The following is a 12,993-nucleotide window of genomic DNA, read 5'->3' as shown; positions in this document are numbered from 1 at the left end:
TGCACTTGTAAAGTACTCATGATACAAGACAACGAGGAAATTGGTTTAGACGTTGAACTACATGAAAGCGAATCATCAATTAAAAACAATTCTCGCCAGTGCGTCACCACGGCGTTTACAAATCTTGCAGGTGCATGATTTATCTGCTGTTGTTATGCCTGCCAATATCGAAGAAATTCTGCAAAATGGTGAAGACGCTAAAAATTATGTAACTCGGCTTGCCAGAGAAAAAGCGCAGACTGTTTTATCTCAGCTTGGGGAAGAGTGTGCGGATTTAATCCTGGCTGCAGATACTACAGTGGCCTATGAAAATCATATTTTAGAAAAACCCAAAGACCGTGAGGATGCTTATCGAATGTTGCGTCTGCTAAGCGGCAAAGCCCATGAAGTTTATACCGGTTACGCGCTGATTTTTTTACCAGAACAGCGATGGTAGGTTGATTACACAACAACCCGTATTCGCTTTCATTCGCTTAGTGAACTGCAAATACTGGAATATATTGATTCAGGGGAGCCCTTTGACAAGGCTGCAGCTTATGGCATTCAGCAAGTGCAGGATACTTTTGTTAAAGATATAGAGGGGTCTTACTACTATGTGATGGGCTTGCCGATAGAGGACATTTTGTCGCGATTAAATCAAGAAGTAATCGACTGATTAGTAATAAAATGTAGCTTTGATACAGCGACACCGTTATCAATGTAATCAAAAGAAGCCAATTTTCGTTACGCTATCGCTTTTGCCATGCTTATTTCTTCTTAATACACAAACTGTGGCCAATGGTGGTCTCATTGATATATGTCCAGTCAGTTTGCAAACTGCCATCTTCCTTCACATAGCTGATAGCAACTCCAGTTTCTTCAGCTTTTTTAGGGTTGATAAAGCCAGTAGCTAAGATCTGTTTTTTTTCATCGTAAACGGCGTTTCCCTGATAAGCGTTGCCATCATCGCAGCTTGCTGTCGACGCATAGGTTTCGCCGGTTTTTTTAATCAGCATTTCACAGCCAAAAGAGGTATTTGACACAATTTCCGTACCGTGACAATTATATTTTCCCTCTAAGGAAACTGCAGCGAAGCAAGTTGAGGTAGATAGTCCGAGTACCAGCAAAGCGATTTTTTTGTTCATAGTTTTCTCGTAAGAATTACAGATAGTTTTCCTGGCATCTACAAATAAATTGTCTGTCATTTGTGATTAGCTAATGCCTACTTTCAAATCAAATTTGCTATCTTATAAAAATGAATTCAGGGTAGATCCAAGGGCTCAGGCTTGTTGAGCATGAGAATAAATGACATGGACGCGATCTAAATTAATTGTCTGCTTTGCTTTCCAAAGCTCGTAGTTTGCTTGCATTTGCATCCAACTTTCAGGTGTTCTGCCAAATGCTTTAGAAAGCTTTAATGCCATTTCAGGCGAAAGATCCGACTCGCCTTTGATCAACCGAGAAAAGGTCGATGGAGCAACATCCAGATCTAAAGCCGCTTTCCTTAAACTAATGTTTAAGGGATCAATATAGGTTTCTTTAATAAACTCCCCGGGATGTGGGGGATTATATTGTGCCATTAGTGATAATCCTCGTAGTTAACAATATAAGCATCGCCATCAATAAACTCAAAAGTAAGACCCCAGTTACCATTTACAATAATAGACCAACAATCCTTACGGTCTCCTTTTAGCTTATGTAAGCCATACCCTGGTAAATCCATATCCTCAATAACTTGAGCAGTGTCAAGCGCACTGAGTTGTAACCTTAATCTTTTTCGATATTTGGCTTGAATACCGGAATATTCGCCTTTCTCAAAGAAGAGCTTAAGACCTTTGTGTTTAAATGATTTTATCATGCAATAAATATAGCATGTTGCGCACCACGAATCAATAAGAACTAGTTATAGGCCTGATGTGTGTGTTGAGGCTGTTAAAAAACAACTCAGAGCCTGGCCCAATTCTTTATCACTGGACGAAGGGGGAAAACATAGAGAATAGCTAATCCCGCTCAGTAAACATTGCCACACCTCAACAACGCCCCTCTAGGTAACTGTCATTAAACCGATGATAGCTCCATAATGCTATGCTAATCAGCTCTAATGGATAGCGATATCTTTTGGGCTTCGTCTTTAGCATCTTTCTCTCCAAGTAAACTAAAGACAGTTTAGCCCATTGTTAAATTGACGCTGCCCTTGATCCCATTAGGTGACCTATCACCACGGCGATTGCACAAACCATGAATAGTCGGTATAATTAATGGGCAATTGAAGTTGTAAGAGCCTTATGCACCAAATTTGTAAAATTCAAGGTATAAACTCAGAATCTAACGCTGATCTAAAAATCAAGCCAGATACTTTTGACGAAACCACCTTCTTCTATAATGAATTTTCCGTATCCTATGATCTCTATGATAGCGAAAGACAATTTCAACGATCTGCAACCTCTTCTGTCGTTGTAAACGTTGATGAATATCTCATAACTACCCCAAGTTCAGAGGATGCCACTCTTGAGACATCTGGATTAGGCCCCTGTATAGGACTCATTCTTTATCATCCTACAACTAAAAAAACACTTATGGCGCATTGTTATTTTGACAATCCCGCCCTAGAAAAAAGCCTCGAAAAGATGCTACAGGAGTTCAGTACAGATAACATTGATTTAGAAGAAACTCAGGCAATCTTATGGGGAGGCAACAAAGAAAACCAAGCGTCTATTGATACCGCCACTACACTCATCAATGGACTGAAAAAGAGTAATACTCAATTGAACACCCTTTGTTTATTTCCACAATTAATCGGATATCAATTTACCCCTTTATCATTATTTAACTGTAATACAGGGGTATTAGCCATAGACTACCTGCTTTTTAACTATCCTGAATTAAAAAAATCAGAGGAGCGTCTCGCTGCTTTACAAAGGCCCACTCCTGTTGTTAAGCCGATGGCCTTATCTTCAAAGCAACTCGATCAAATATGTGGTGCTCTTATAAACACCTTTTTTGGTTTTAAAAATAACCCCAGCCTTAGCTTAGAAGACCAACATAAGACTAACTATATACCCTAGTAACTTCCAAACTTAGCTTTGGGGAAACTCAATAAGTTCAGCAGTCTGTGATTTATCAGGGGAAAATGCTGGACACCGATAGGGCAGGTTTTGAAAAGGAATAATATTGGGATAGCGTAGTAACTCATTTGCTCTTAAATAATCGTAAACGTTCGGCCAAATACACCGGTTTTGTCGCGAAAAATTGTTTAGAGCGAGGCAGGATAAATACTGGATGCAGCTATGCTGTAAGGCCATAAAACTGTTCGAAGATGGACTGGTTTTCTGCCTGTAGATGCTGTTGTTTTCGTAGCATGTGATGGAGTTCAATACCAGCCAGTGTAGCTTTGGCCGAGTGAAGTTCTTTAAATCCCTTCATGGGTTTGGTGACTTTCTTGATGAACCGATGATCCTGCTCCACAATGTTGTTGAGGTATTTGACCTGCCTCACTTTGATCTGAACGAAAAGTCCGCCAAGCATGAATAGCAGTGCCAGATGCAGGTTGATGGTATCAATGCCAGCTTTGTTGGCGCCGCTCTTATCCATGGCCACTGTCTGCGGAATACCGCTTGAACCAATGACTTTTAGGAAAAATGTCCTGGCTGCCAGCTCATCCCGTTTCTCTGACAACATGAAATCAACCGTATGGCCTTCTTTATCCACTGCGCGATACAAATACATCCACTGTCCCTTCACCTTAATATACGTTTCATCCACCCTTAAGGAACCTCCTGTGGTACGCTTGTGGCGCTTGCGAAAAGCTTCTTCCAGTTGTGGAGAATATTCAACTACCCAGCGATTAATGGTTGAATGGTCTACTTTCAGGCCACGCTCCAGAGCAAGCTCCTCAACATCACGATAGCTCAGGGAATAGCCTATATACCATCTGACTAACAGCAAGATCACATCTTGTTTGAAATGCTTCCATTTGAAACTAAGCATTGCCGAACTCCAAAAAATTTCGAAACACTTACAGAGTCTCAAATTTTCTGCGACAAAACCCTCTGGTGCGCCTATCCATAACAACAATATGGAGCAGGGATTAAAAATCCCTATCCGAGGACGTAACAACTGGTTGTTTTATAAGACTGAATATGGCGCCATGGTAGGCGGCATCCTAACCAGTATTATTTATACCTGTGAATTTGCTGGCATCAATCCCTTTGAGTACCTGATTGCTCTGCAGGTGCACAAAGACCACATTATTAAAAAGCCTAAAGCCTGGCTTCCCTGGTGTTATGAGACCCCCAAGGCTTTGTTGGAATCCTCCATGGCTGCCTAAGCAATAGAGCGCCAATCGTCTGGTAGGCCTGCTTTAATCGGGTGGCCTTGGGCAAGCAGTATCACCAACTCACTGGCGCGTATCTGAATCGAATGAGTTTCTCCTGTGGGCCACCAGGACAGATTTCCTCGATTAAACCGTTTTAAACAGAGCCAGAATCCATTCGCATCATAGACCAACAGCTTTACAGAGGTTCGGCTACGATTGGTAAAGACAAATACAGTACCGCTAAATGGGTCATCAAGCAGCTTTTGTCAGCATAGCGCTTTTAGAGTATCGATGCCTTTCCTGAAGTCAACCGGCTCAACTGCAAGTTTCTATTCTCTTGAAGCTCTAGTTTTTTCCTAATTTGGATGGGACTGATACCTAAATGAACACCTATTTTTGAAGGCGTGTAATCAACCAATAATCCCTTGACTTGCTCCCATAGCTCTTGGGGAATTCGTCCCCGTCTTGTCCGAGTAGCTCGCCAATGGCCAAAGGCTTGTTTCACCGCGTCTAGTTTTACTGTGTCATTTATTATAAGGCCACCTCTTAAAATCATCGAGGCTATAGGCTATACAACGGGGCTGTCCCTAGTCACGCACAGTTGCCGCAAGTTCAGATTCTTTTTAATAATATCATGGGATTTCTCCGGATATATTCTCTCTTTGTGTATAATTATATTTCATGTTGGTATTTTATGTGGACTGAACTACTGCATTATAATTTCTAGCAGAGTAGTTTCTCTTAAGAGGAAAATCGAAAAATACAATCAAACTTGTCTGTTATGATAGTTTACGAATTATGGTGCTCTATAGATAATCATAGCAGCCACTTAAAATGGAAAATACAACTAATCTCTTCTGTATTAATCACCATGATTCAATAAACTTGCACTTTATATGCACTTTATTATTCAATCAATATGACGGCGCATTAAATAACCCATTGACTTAATTGGTCGGAGTGACAGGAATTGAACCTGCGACCCCTGCCTCCCGAAGGCAGTGCTCTACCAGGCTGAGCTACACTCCGATTAATGATTACGTTCTAGAGCAAATTGCGCGAGTTCTGCAAGTGCGTGTTTGTAGATGGAATCTGGTAAAACTTGCAAATGAGACAGGGCGCGCTCAACCTCATGTGCAGCATAATTACGCGAGATTTCTATAGCGTTGGTATCTTCAATCACTTCTAATATCTTATCAAGGTTTTTCAGACCCCCTTCTTGCTGAAGGCTTATCTTAATTATTTGCTGCTGTTCTGCAGTACCCTCTTGTAAAGCGTGCATTAAAGGGAGTGTGAGCTTCCCATCGGCTAGGTCATCACCTACATTTTTCCCCATAGTTTTAGCATCAGAGCAGTAATCAAGTGTGTCGTCGATAATTTGAAAGGCATTCCCCAGATGCAGTCCATAGGCATATAAACTGTCTGCCGCCTCCTGGCCAAGATTTCCCAGGAACGCGCCAATTTTGGCTGAGGCCGCGAATAATAATGCGGTCTTTGAACGAATAACATCAAAATAATCTTCGATGGATAAGGAAACATTGTGGCGATTGGCAAGTTGTTTGACTTCCCCACAACTAATTTGGTTAACAGTATCGACAATTAGTTCTAATATTTGTCGATTATTCGCACTCACCAACATTCGCATTGATTGAGAGAGCAGATAATCACCAACCAGGATACTCGCCTTCGAACCCCAAATTTCATTTGCCGTTTCACGGCCACGTCTTAATGTTGACTCATCAACCACGTCATCATGAAGCAGGGTAGCTGTATGGAAAAATTCAATCATTGTCGCCAGGGTGATATGGTCTTTTCCTTGATAATTAGAGGCATGGCTTGTTAATAGGACTATTAATGGACGTAAACGTTTACCGCCGCTTTGAACTATATGACTCGACAAATCATCAATTAAACCAACTTGCGACTGGATATTGTCAATGATGCAGGCATTTACAGCATCAAAATCTTCTTTAACTAAAGCTCTAAAACGGTCAACCGACATTGTTAATCCTCTGATTTCAAATTGTCATTTCGCCCGAAGCCAAATGTTTTTTGCCTACATTTGGTGTTGCAAAAAGTATATGCATGCTATGGTGCGCCTCGATTAATGTCAAGTTTAAGCGGAGTTCGCTAAAGATCTACAAAGAGCTTTTTGGCTGCAAAATTTCGATAGGTATTCCCTCCAGCCTTTTTCGCTCGATACATCGCCTGATCTGCTTTGTTAATCAATTGATCAACCGTCACTGTATCTGAGGGATAAGTTGCAAGGCCAATACTGATAGTCGAATGAATTTGATTCGAGTCGATGTCAAAAGACCGAGCAAATTCTTGCAGGATGCGCTGGGCTATAAGTTGGGGAGTTTGCTCATCGACAAGGTGGCTAATAACTGCTGTAAACTCATCGCCGCCTAATCTGGCTAGAAAATCATTATCACGAAAACAGGACTGTAAACGTTTCCCTGCTTGTAGCAGCAGCGAGTCACCGGCATCATGGCCATAGCGGTCGTTGACAATTTTTAAACCATCCAAATCCATATAGAACACGGTTACACTATGAGTCTTTATATTGATTCCTTCCATTAAAGTATCAATATAAGCTTGAAAATATGCGCGATTAGGTAGATTTGTTAGGGTGTCATAACGCGCCAGATAGTGGAATTTGTCCTTATCGGCTTGCAATAAGTAATTATGTTCCCAAAGTGCTTTTTCATATTCTGTATTTTCGCGAAGCAAGGTATATAAGGATGAAATAATTATAAAAAAGGAGAAGGAGCGATTAAGAAAACTCATTATCAAAGCATTGGAATCTGACAAGGTATAGATTGGGCTAATATTAAGAGCTGCAAAAATCATGACCATTATCAAAGACATTATCGAGTAGATGATTAAACCAGGCCAATTGATGGTCACAGCAGCAATGATCAGAACAACGTAATACCAACCAAAGTAAGAGGTCGATATTCCCCCCATCCAATAATTGGCTAAACTGGTCGCCACGAAAGCAAGGAAAGTTAATATATGGCCACAGAGAAGGGTATTTTTAGTGATTATTAATAGCGCTAAATTAATCCCGATTAAGAAACAAGCGGCGATAACCAGATAGAGCATCAGCCACAGCTCCCAGGAGACGTTAATAAAAATCAAGAAGAAACTAACAAGTATAAGCTCCAAACTTGTTATATGGATTAGTCTGTACTGCCGACTATTCATTGTTTCCGCAGGTGATAACTCGCTTATCCATAGCTTTAACTGATTGATTAAATACATCTTTTCCATCTTTTCCTATTGGAGCTTATGCACCAGTTAAAAGAATAAAAAAAAAGGTCTCCTTAATTATAGAATAATTGTTTAATTTTTGATCAATTTAAATGAGTTTTGTTTGAATATGAGGGCGATAAGCAGCCTTCACATGCACCGTCATTCAGAGCGCAGTGAAAGATCTCCGATTAACGCGGTGTGCATTCAAGAGATCTCTCGCTGCGCTCCCAAAGAAGTAAGTCATATCGAACGTAGAGAGACATCTCCTGAATGTGGCAGAGTGCTAATCCCGGAGATCCCTCACTACGTTCGGGATGACGGAATCTAGGAGAAGCGATCTATTAAGCTAAGAATATGACTAGCTAATACGCTGATAAATATTATGACCAATAAATTGTGCGGCTAAGCCTTGGTTTTTTGCTGAAGCTAATTGATGGCTAACGACCCAGGTCGTATCAATCGCTTTATTATCATCTTTTAAATTACCAATAATGCTCAGAGCAGAACCACAATCAGGATAAGCAATACTCAGTGTTAAGGCGTTCCCTGTTAAAAAGCCAACAACAGGTCTTTTTTGCCCAACAGCTTGTTGGCATTCTTTCGTTGCTACTGCTGTCGTAAAATAGCCGCTAACCGTAGAATTTTCTCCTGCCGACAATTCCAAAACAGAGCCATTTTCATTTTTAAATACCATGGTTTCAGCAGCAAATCCTGTCTGACAGATTAAGGAAAAGCCTAAGAAAGCAGTACAACCCAATATTTTAAAACTCATCTTATAATCCTTATTAATTATTAACGGTACTTTCAAGATAGACACCCGATACATTGAATATCCATCCTGAACTCAATGAATAATAATCCATTGAATAAAATTAGACTATCCGTGAAATACCGGAGTTTACAATCCAGAATTGGGTGCATTCTGAGAAAATAAGGCATTAGAGATCAGTCCTGCCCCCCCTAACGCAACGTCATCCAGAGCGCAGCGAAGGATCTCCAGGATTAGCACTATGTCCCTTCAGGAGATCCTTCGCTGCGCTCTGGATGACGTAGTGTTGAGACAAGGAGAGACGTGACCTAAGCCTGACCTTATTACAATAAGACAAAAAAAGCGCAGCCTTAACACTCTGCGCTTTTTCCTAATTTTCTCAGAAGCTGAGTCAAATACAGCTGCTCCGCCAGGTTAATCCTAAAGTCTGATAAGTTCTAAACCACCCAGATAAGGTTGCAAAGCCTTAGGAATATGAATATTTCCATCTTTGTCTTGGTAATTCTCCATAATTGCCACCAAGGTACGGCCTACTGCCAGGCCAGAACCATTCAAAGTATGGACTAACTCTGTTTCCTTTGTTTCAGGATGTCTGTATCGTGCCTTCATGCGTCGAGCTTGGTAAGCTTCAGTATTCGAGCAGGAAGAAATTTCTCTATAACGATTCTGACTTGGTAGCCAAACCTCCAAATCATAGGTTTTTGCAGCACCTGCCCCCATATCGCCTGTACATAAAACAATCACTCTGTAGGCTAAATTCAGGCGTTGCAAGATAATTTCGGCATGCTGAGTGAGTTGCTCAAGAGCCTTATAAGAGTCTTCTGGCTTGGTTACCCAAATAAGCTCAACCTTTTCAAATTGATGCTGCCTAATCATTCCCTTTGTGTCTTTTCCATAAGAGCCGGCCTCACTACGGAAGCAGGGAGAATGGCAAGCATGCTTTATTGGTAAGGACTCTGAGGCAATAATGGTATCTCGCACAGTATTTGTAACAGAAATTTCAGAGGTTGAGATGAGATAATAATCCTGCTCTCCGCGCAACTTAAATAGATCATCTTCGAATTTAGGCAACTGTCCTGTACCTAATAAGCTGTCAGCATTCACGATATAAGGAACATAGATTTCCTGATAGCCATGTTCCTGGGTATGAATATCAAGCATAAATTGAATTAAGGCTCGATGAAGTCTAGCTAACTGAGCTTTCATTACTACGAAACGGCTACCCGTGATTTTAGCGGCTAGGCTAAAATCCATTTGCCCTAAGGCTTCGCCTAATTCGTCATGGGGTTTAGGCGTAAAATCAAACTGTGGAATTGTTCCCCAGCGCCTAACCTCTTGATTATCATCTTCGCCAGCGCCCGTAGGTACAGATTCGTGTGGTAGATTAGGTAAGCTTAAAACTATTATCTCTAATTGTTCTAAAACCTGCTCCAACTCTATTTTTTTACTATCTAATTCCTGAGCAAGTCGATTTACCTCTTCCCGCATAGGCTCAATATCTTCGCCTCGAGCCTTTGCCTGACCAATTGCTTTTGAGCGCTGATTCCGCTCATTTTGCAAAGCTTGAGTAGCAACTTGAAGGGCTTTTCTTTGCTCTTCTAAGGCAACAAAGGCATCAACATCAAAATGAAATCCTCGTTGTTTTAATCGCTCAGCGACAGATTGTGGATTATCACGCAGCAATTGAGAGTCTAACATGCTTACCTCACTATACCTCGAGTTGATTGGTTTAGTGCATCGATCATAGGAATAACTTCAGGACAATCCTGTTGCATAAGCTCCAGCTCAGCGACAGCTTGTTGCACCGTTAATCCCTTACGGAAAATGATTTTATAGGCACGACGCAGATGCTCAATTGCAGAAGCAGAAAAACCACGACGGCGTAAACCAACTGTATTAAGGCCACAGGCTGCTGTTGTATTACCAGCAATCATCACATAGGGTAAAACATCCTTAGTAATATAGGTAGCACGTGTAATAAATGCATAGGCACCAACATGGCAGAACTGATGAATTGCAGCATAAGCACCGATAGTTGCAAAGTCATGAACAATAACGTGACCCGACAGCGCTGAATAATTAATCATAATGATATTGTTACCTAGCATGCAATCGTGGCCAATATGTGAATAAGCCATCAAATAGTTGCTATTACCCAGACGCGTGATTCCGCCACCTTTTACTGTGCCACGGCTAATCATGCAGTATTCACGAATAACGTTGTTATCTCCAATCTCCAAACGAGTTGGTTCCCCTTTGTAGGTAATATCCTGTGGCTCATCACCAACCGAGGCAAACTGGAAAATCTTGTTGTTCTTCCCAATTACGGTAGGACCTTGAATAACTACATGAGGGCCAATCCAGGTGCCTTCACCTATTTCCACATCCGCACCAATAACGGTGCCCGGACCTACCGATACCCCTTCTGCCAGTTTAGCTGAGGGGTGGATCATCGCACGTTCATCTATCACTTTTAATTTCCTTCGCTGCACTCATTAAATCTGCAGAGCAGACAAGCTTGTCACCAACAAATGCTTCGCCATGCATCCGCCAAAAAGCACGTTTTTGGCCAACTAATTTAACCTCTAATCGTAATTGATCACCCGGGGTCACAATTTGCTTAAACTTAGCATTATCAATCCCCGCAAAAAAATATAAAAACTCATGCCCTTCTGTAGCTGTGCGCGATAAATTAGACAAAATAGCACTGGCCTGAGCCAAAGCTTCTAACATTAACACACCAGGCATTATTGGGTTACCTGGAAAATGCCCCATAAAAAAGGGTTCATTAATCGTTACATTTTTAGTCGCAACTAAATAATCAAACTCCTTGTATTCCAAAACACGGTCCACCAAGATAAATGGATATCGGTGTGGTAATAAATCAAGAATTCTTATTATATCTATTGATTCACTCATACCTTAGGCTCTCATTATATTCGTAATAGCTCATACCTCTACCATTCACAGCTTTGCTTGCTGCAGCTTGCACGCAAATCCAGCCAGTTATCAAGGTTTTGGCACCCTTGCTCTATTACTTAAATTCATAGTTTTACGCTTGCTCATAGGTTTGGTTTGTTTATCTAAATCTATTTATGAGCGTTGCTACATTCCTTTTCCAACCTGGTAAGCCGCATCATGTAATCATCAAGTCTGCGGAAACGCGCAACATTACGTCGCCATCTTTGATGTTCGCTCACCATAATACCTGAAGAATAAACACCTGACTTAGACAGGGATTTACTCACAGTCGACATACCCGTTATAACAACATCATCCACTAAGTGCACTTCAGCAGCAATACACGAAGCGCCCCCAATAATACAGTGCGAACCAATTCGGGCATAGGCGCCTATTGCGGCACAACCCGCAATCGCTGTGTTTGCACCGATAGTCACATCATGGGCGACCTGCACTAAATTATCGATATGCACGCCTTTCCCTAAATAAGTATCGCCAAGAGCGCCTCTGGCGATAACTGTATTAGCGCCTAGATGAACCTCATCAGAGATGATCACACCCCCAACTGCAGGTCCAGAATGCCAGCGCCCTTGCATCTTTATACTATTAAATGGAGAAGCTCCGAGAATCGCTCCACTTTCAATTACTACACGCTCACCTAACTTTGAACCACTGTGGACATATACACCGCTATGAACCAGGGTTCCTTGTCCAATACTAACCCCTGCTTCAATGACACAATTTGCAGCAATCTGCACGCCATCGCCAAGAGAAACCTCCTCAGCAATAACAGTATTTGCGCCTATACCAACCTGACTTCCTATTAAGGCCGAGGAACTTATTGACGCTGTTTGATGAATACCTGCCTCTTCACGATCGCCAACCTGCATTAATAGTTCAGTAGCAATTGTCATTGAGAGTAAGGGATTTGCAACAACAATGAGATTAACCGGACAATGCTTAGCATTAGTCTCCGTCAACAGCACCGCGCCAGCTTGAGTCGCAATTAACGACTCTCGCAAGCTAGGATTATCATAATAGGACAGATCAGTTTTAGTGGCACGGCTCAGAGAGGCAACACTGCGGATAGGTTGCTCAGCATAACCATACAAGCAACCATCTAAGCGATCTGCCAACTCAGCGAGGGTATACACAAAAGATTCACTTATTATGCAATTTGCTTCACTACACTGTCAGTAATATCTAATTTGTCAGAGCTGAAAGGAGCTGCATCTTTTTGTAAAACGATGTCGTATTTGTCAGTTTCTGCAACTTTTGCGATCGCTTTACGGATTTTAGCGTAGAGCTCTTCCATAGCTTCATTGTGAGCAGTACTCAATTCTTGTTGGTATTGTTGGCCTTCTCTTTCAAAGGTTTGTTGAGTAGCAACAATTTTTTTCTCAAGTTCTTTCTTTTGTGTATCGCTCATAACAGCGCTATCACGCTTGAACTTTTCCATATCAGCCTTTAAACCTTCTTCCATTGCGACTAGTTTGTCACGGCGAGGTTTAAAATCTTTTTCGAGTTTTTGTTGGATTGTTTTCATCTGGCTGGATGTTTGCATGATTTTTTGTAAATCTACAACTCCGATTTTTGCACCATCAGCAAACGCATTGAAACCAAAAACGCTTAACGCTAACGCGATTAAAATCCCACTAACACGCTTCATTTGTTACTCTCCTGATTAAAAAGACCCTGATGCTACCACACT

At 41.4% G+C, this 12,993-nt stretch carries 16 protein-coding genes, 1 tRNA gene and 1 pseudogene; 3 read left to right on the top strand and 15 right to left on the bottom strand.

Features of this window, described 5'->3' with window-relative positions; all coding sequences use genetic code 11:
* The first annotated feature begins 61 nt into the window (after positions 1-61).
* A pseudogene (locus BN1094_RS05220) lies at positions 62-655 on the top strand (nucleoside triphosphate pyrophosphatase).
* A 91-nt stretch (positions 656-746) separates the two neighbouring features.
* Here BN1094_RS05220 and BN1094_RS05215 read toward each other — a convergent pair.
* The 3 genes from BN1094_RS05215 to BN1094_RS05205 all read right to left on the bottom strand — a co-directional run bounded on the left by BN1094_RS05215 (position 747) and on the right by BN1094_RS05205 (position 1,837).
* The gene (locus BN1094_RS05215; RefSeq protein ID WP_043873250.1) at positions 747-1,124 is read right to left on the bottom strand and encodes a hypothetical protein; all 378 of its coding nucleotides are present in this window, start codon (positions 1,122-1,124) and stop codon (positions 747-749) included.
* A 135-nt stretch (positions 1,125-1,259) separates the two neighbouring features.
* Positions 1,260-1,559, bottom strand: coding sequence for a HigA family addiction module antitoxin (locus BN1094_RS05210; protein WP_043873249.1), 300 nt, complete (start codon positions 1,557-1,559; stop codon positions 1,260-1,262).
* Positions 1,559-1,837, bottom strand: a complete 279-nt coding sequence (locus tag BN1094_RS05205) for a type II toxin-antitoxin system RelE/ParE family toxin (RefSeq protein ID WP_043873248.1) — start codon at positions 1,835-1,837, stop codon at positions 1,559-1,561. Before BN1094_RS05205 ends, BN1094_RS05210 begins: the two co-directional genes overlap by 1 nt.
* Before the next feature lie 427 nt (positions 1,838-2,264).
* On the opposite strand from BN1094_RS05205, the gene BN1094_RS05200 reads away from it, so the two are divergent.
* Complete coding sequence (locus tag BN1094_RS05200) at positions 2,265-3,044, top strand: hypothetical protein (protein WP_043873247.1); 780 nt, start codon at positions 2,265-2,267, stop codon at positions 3,042-3,044.
* A 220-nt stretch (positions 3,045-3,264) separates the two neighbouring features.
* Here BN1094_RS05200 and BN1094_RS05195 read toward each other — a convergent pair whose 3' ends face one another.
* Complete coding sequence (locus tag BN1094_RS05195; protein ID WP_043873246.1) at positions 3,265-3,966, bottom strand: IS6 family transposase; 702 nt, start codon at positions 3,964-3,966, stop codon at positions 3,265-3,267.
* Between BN1094_RS05195 and BN1094_RS05190 the strand changes: the two genes are divergently transcribed.
* Positions 3,953-4,306 carry a hypothetical protein gene (locus BN1094_RS05190; RefSeq protein WP_052403142.1) on the top strand — a complete coding sequence of 118 codons (354 nt, stop codon included), beginning with the start codon at positions 3,953-3,955 and terminating at the stop codon, positions 4,304-4,306. The two genes, BN1094_RS05195 and BN1094_RS05190, sit on opposite strands and share 14 nt — an antisense overlap.
* On the opposite strand, the gene tnpB is transcribed toward BN1094_RS05190, so the two are convergent.
* The 11 genes from tnpB to BN1094_RS05140 all read right to left on the bottom strand — a co-directional run bounded on the left by tnpB (position 4,303) and on the right by BN1094_RS05140 (position 12,951).
* Complete coding sequence (tnpB, locus tag BN1094_RS20275) at positions 4,303-4,554, bottom strand: IS66 family insertion sequence element accessory protein TnpB (protein WP_081935013.1); 252 nt, start codon at positions 4,552-4,554, stop codon at positions 4,303-4,305. The genes BN1094_RS05190 and tnpB overlap by 4 nt on opposite strands.
* A 20-nt stretch (positions 4,555-4,574) precedes the next feature.
* On the bottom strand, positions 4,575-4,850 hold the full coding sequence (locus BN1094_RS05185) for a hypothetical protein (RefSeq protein ID WP_218054612.1): 276 nt from the start codon (positions 4,848-4,850) through the stop codon (positions 4,575-4,577).
* A gap of 396 nt (positions 4,851-5,246) precedes the next feature.
* Positions 5,247-5,323 (bottom strand) — tRNA-Pro (locus BN1094_RS05180).
* A 1-nt stretch (position 5,324) separates the two neighbouring features.
* Positions 5,325-6,296 (bottom strand): polyprenyl synthetase family protein, encoded by a 972-nt coding sequence (locus tag BN1094_RS05175; protein WP_043873245.1) that lies wholly within the window; start codon positions 6,294-6,296, stop codon positions 5,325-5,327.
* A 128-nt stretch (positions 6,297-6,424) separates the two neighbouring features.
* Positions 6,425-7,570 carry a GGDEF domain-containing protein gene (locus tag BN1094_RS20065; RefSeq protein ID WP_245614182.1) on the bottom strand — a complete coding sequence of 382 codons (1,146 nt, stop codon included), beginning with the start codon at positions 7,568-7,570 and terminating at the stop codon, positions 6,425-6,427.
* A gap of 340 nt (positions 7,571-7,910) precedes the next feature.
* Complete coding sequence (locus BN1094_RS05165) at positions 7,911-8,324, bottom strand: avidin/streptavidin family protein (RefSeq protein ID WP_043873244.1); 414 nt, start codon at positions 8,322-8,324, stop codon at positions 7,911-7,913.
* Between the two features lie 417 nt (positions 8,325-8,741).
* The gene (gene serS, locus BN1094_RS05160) at positions 8,742-10,019 is read right to left on the bottom strand and encodes a serine--tRNA ligase (protein ID WP_043873243.1); all 1,278 of its coding nucleotides are present in this window, start codon (positions 10,017-10,019) and stop codon (positions 8,742-8,744) included.
* A 2-nt stretch (positions 10,020-10,021) separates the two neighbouring features.
* A complete protein-coding gene (lpxA, locus tag BN1094_RS05155; protein ID WP_043873242.1) occupies positions 10,022-10,792 on the bottom strand; it encodes an acyl-ACP--UDP-N-acetylglucosamine O-acyltransferase in 771 nt (256 codons plus the stop codon).
* On the bottom strand, positions 10,782-11,240 hold the full coding sequence (gene fabZ, locus BN1094_RS05150; protein ID WP_043873241.1) for a 3-hydroxyacyl-ACP dehydratase FabZ: 459 nt from the start codon (positions 11,238-11,240) through the stop codon (positions 10,782-10,784). Before fabZ ends, lpxA begins: the two co-directional genes overlap by 11 nt.
* 170 nt (positions 11,241-11,410) lie before the next feature.
* Complete coding sequence (gene lpxD / locus BN1094_RS05145) at positions 11,411-12,436, bottom strand: UDP-3-O-(3-hydroxymyristoyl)glucosamine N-acyltransferase (protein WP_043873240.1); 1,026 nt, start codon at positions 12,434-12,436, stop codon at positions 11,411-11,413.
* A gap of 14 nt (positions 12,437-12,450) precedes the next feature.
* On the bottom strand, positions 12,451-12,951 hold the full coding sequence (locus BN1094_RS05140) for an OmpH/Skp family outer membrane protein (protein WP_043873239.1): 501 nt from the start codon (positions 12,949-12,951) through the stop codon (positions 12,451-12,453).
* Positions 12,952-12,993 lie beyond the last annotated feature (42 nt).

Source organism: Legionella massiliensis (assembly GCF_000756815.1).
In the GTDB taxonomy this organism is placed as follows: Bacteria; Pseudomonadota; Gammaproteobacteria; order Legionellales; family Legionellaceae; genus Tatlockia; species Tatlockia massiliensis.
This window is presented reverse-complemented; position numbering and strand designations above follow the sequence as displayed.

Coding starts and splice junctions, on each gene's coding strand:
- BN1094_RS05215 (WP_043873250.1), bottom strand. CDS start 1,124: ATGAACAAAAAAATCGCTTTGCTGGTACTCGGACTATCTACCTCAACT.
- BN1094_RS05210 (WP_043873249.1), bottom strand. CDS start 1,559: ATGGCACAATATAATCCCCCACATCCCGGGGAGTTTATTAAAGAAACC.
- BN1094_RS05205 (WP_043873248.1), bottom strand. CDS start 1,837: ATGATAAAATCATTTAAACACAAAGGTCTTAAGCTCTTCTTTGAGAAA.
- BN1094_RS05200 (WP_043873247.1), top strand. CDS start 2,265: ATGCACCAAATTTGTAAAATTCAAGGTATAAACTCAGAATCTAACGCT.
- BN1094_RS05195 (WP_043873246.1), bottom strand. CDS start 3,966: ATGCTTAGTTTCAAATGGAAGCATTTCAAACAAGATGTGATCTTGCTG.
- BN1094_RS05185 (WP_218054612.1), bottom strand. CDS start 4,850: ATGATTTTAAGAGGTGGCCTTATAATAAATGACACAGTAAAACTAGAC.
- BN1094_RS05175 (WP_043873245.1), bottom strand. CDS start 6,296: ATGTCGGTTGACCGTTTTAGAGCTTTAGTTAAAGAAGATTTTGATGCT.
- BN1094_RS20065 (WP_245614182.1), bottom strand. CDS start 7,570: ATGGAAAAGATGTATTTAATCAATCAGTTAAAGCTATGGATAAGCGAG.
- BN1094_RS05165 (WP_043873244.1), bottom strand. CDS start 8,324: ATGAGTTTTAAAATATTGGGTTGTACTGCTTTCTTAGGCTTTTCCTTA.
- serS (WP_043873243.1), bottom strand. CDS start 10,019: ATGTTAGACTCTCAATTGCTGCGTGATAATCCACAATCTGTCGCTGAG.
- fabZ (WP_043873241.1), bottom strand. CDS start 11,240: ATGAGTGAATCAATAGATATAATAAGAATTCTTGATTTATTACCACAC.
- BN1094_RS05140 (WP_043873239.1), bottom strand. CDS start 12,951: ATGAAGCGTGTTAGTGGGATTTTAATCGCGTTAGCGTTAAGCGTTTTT.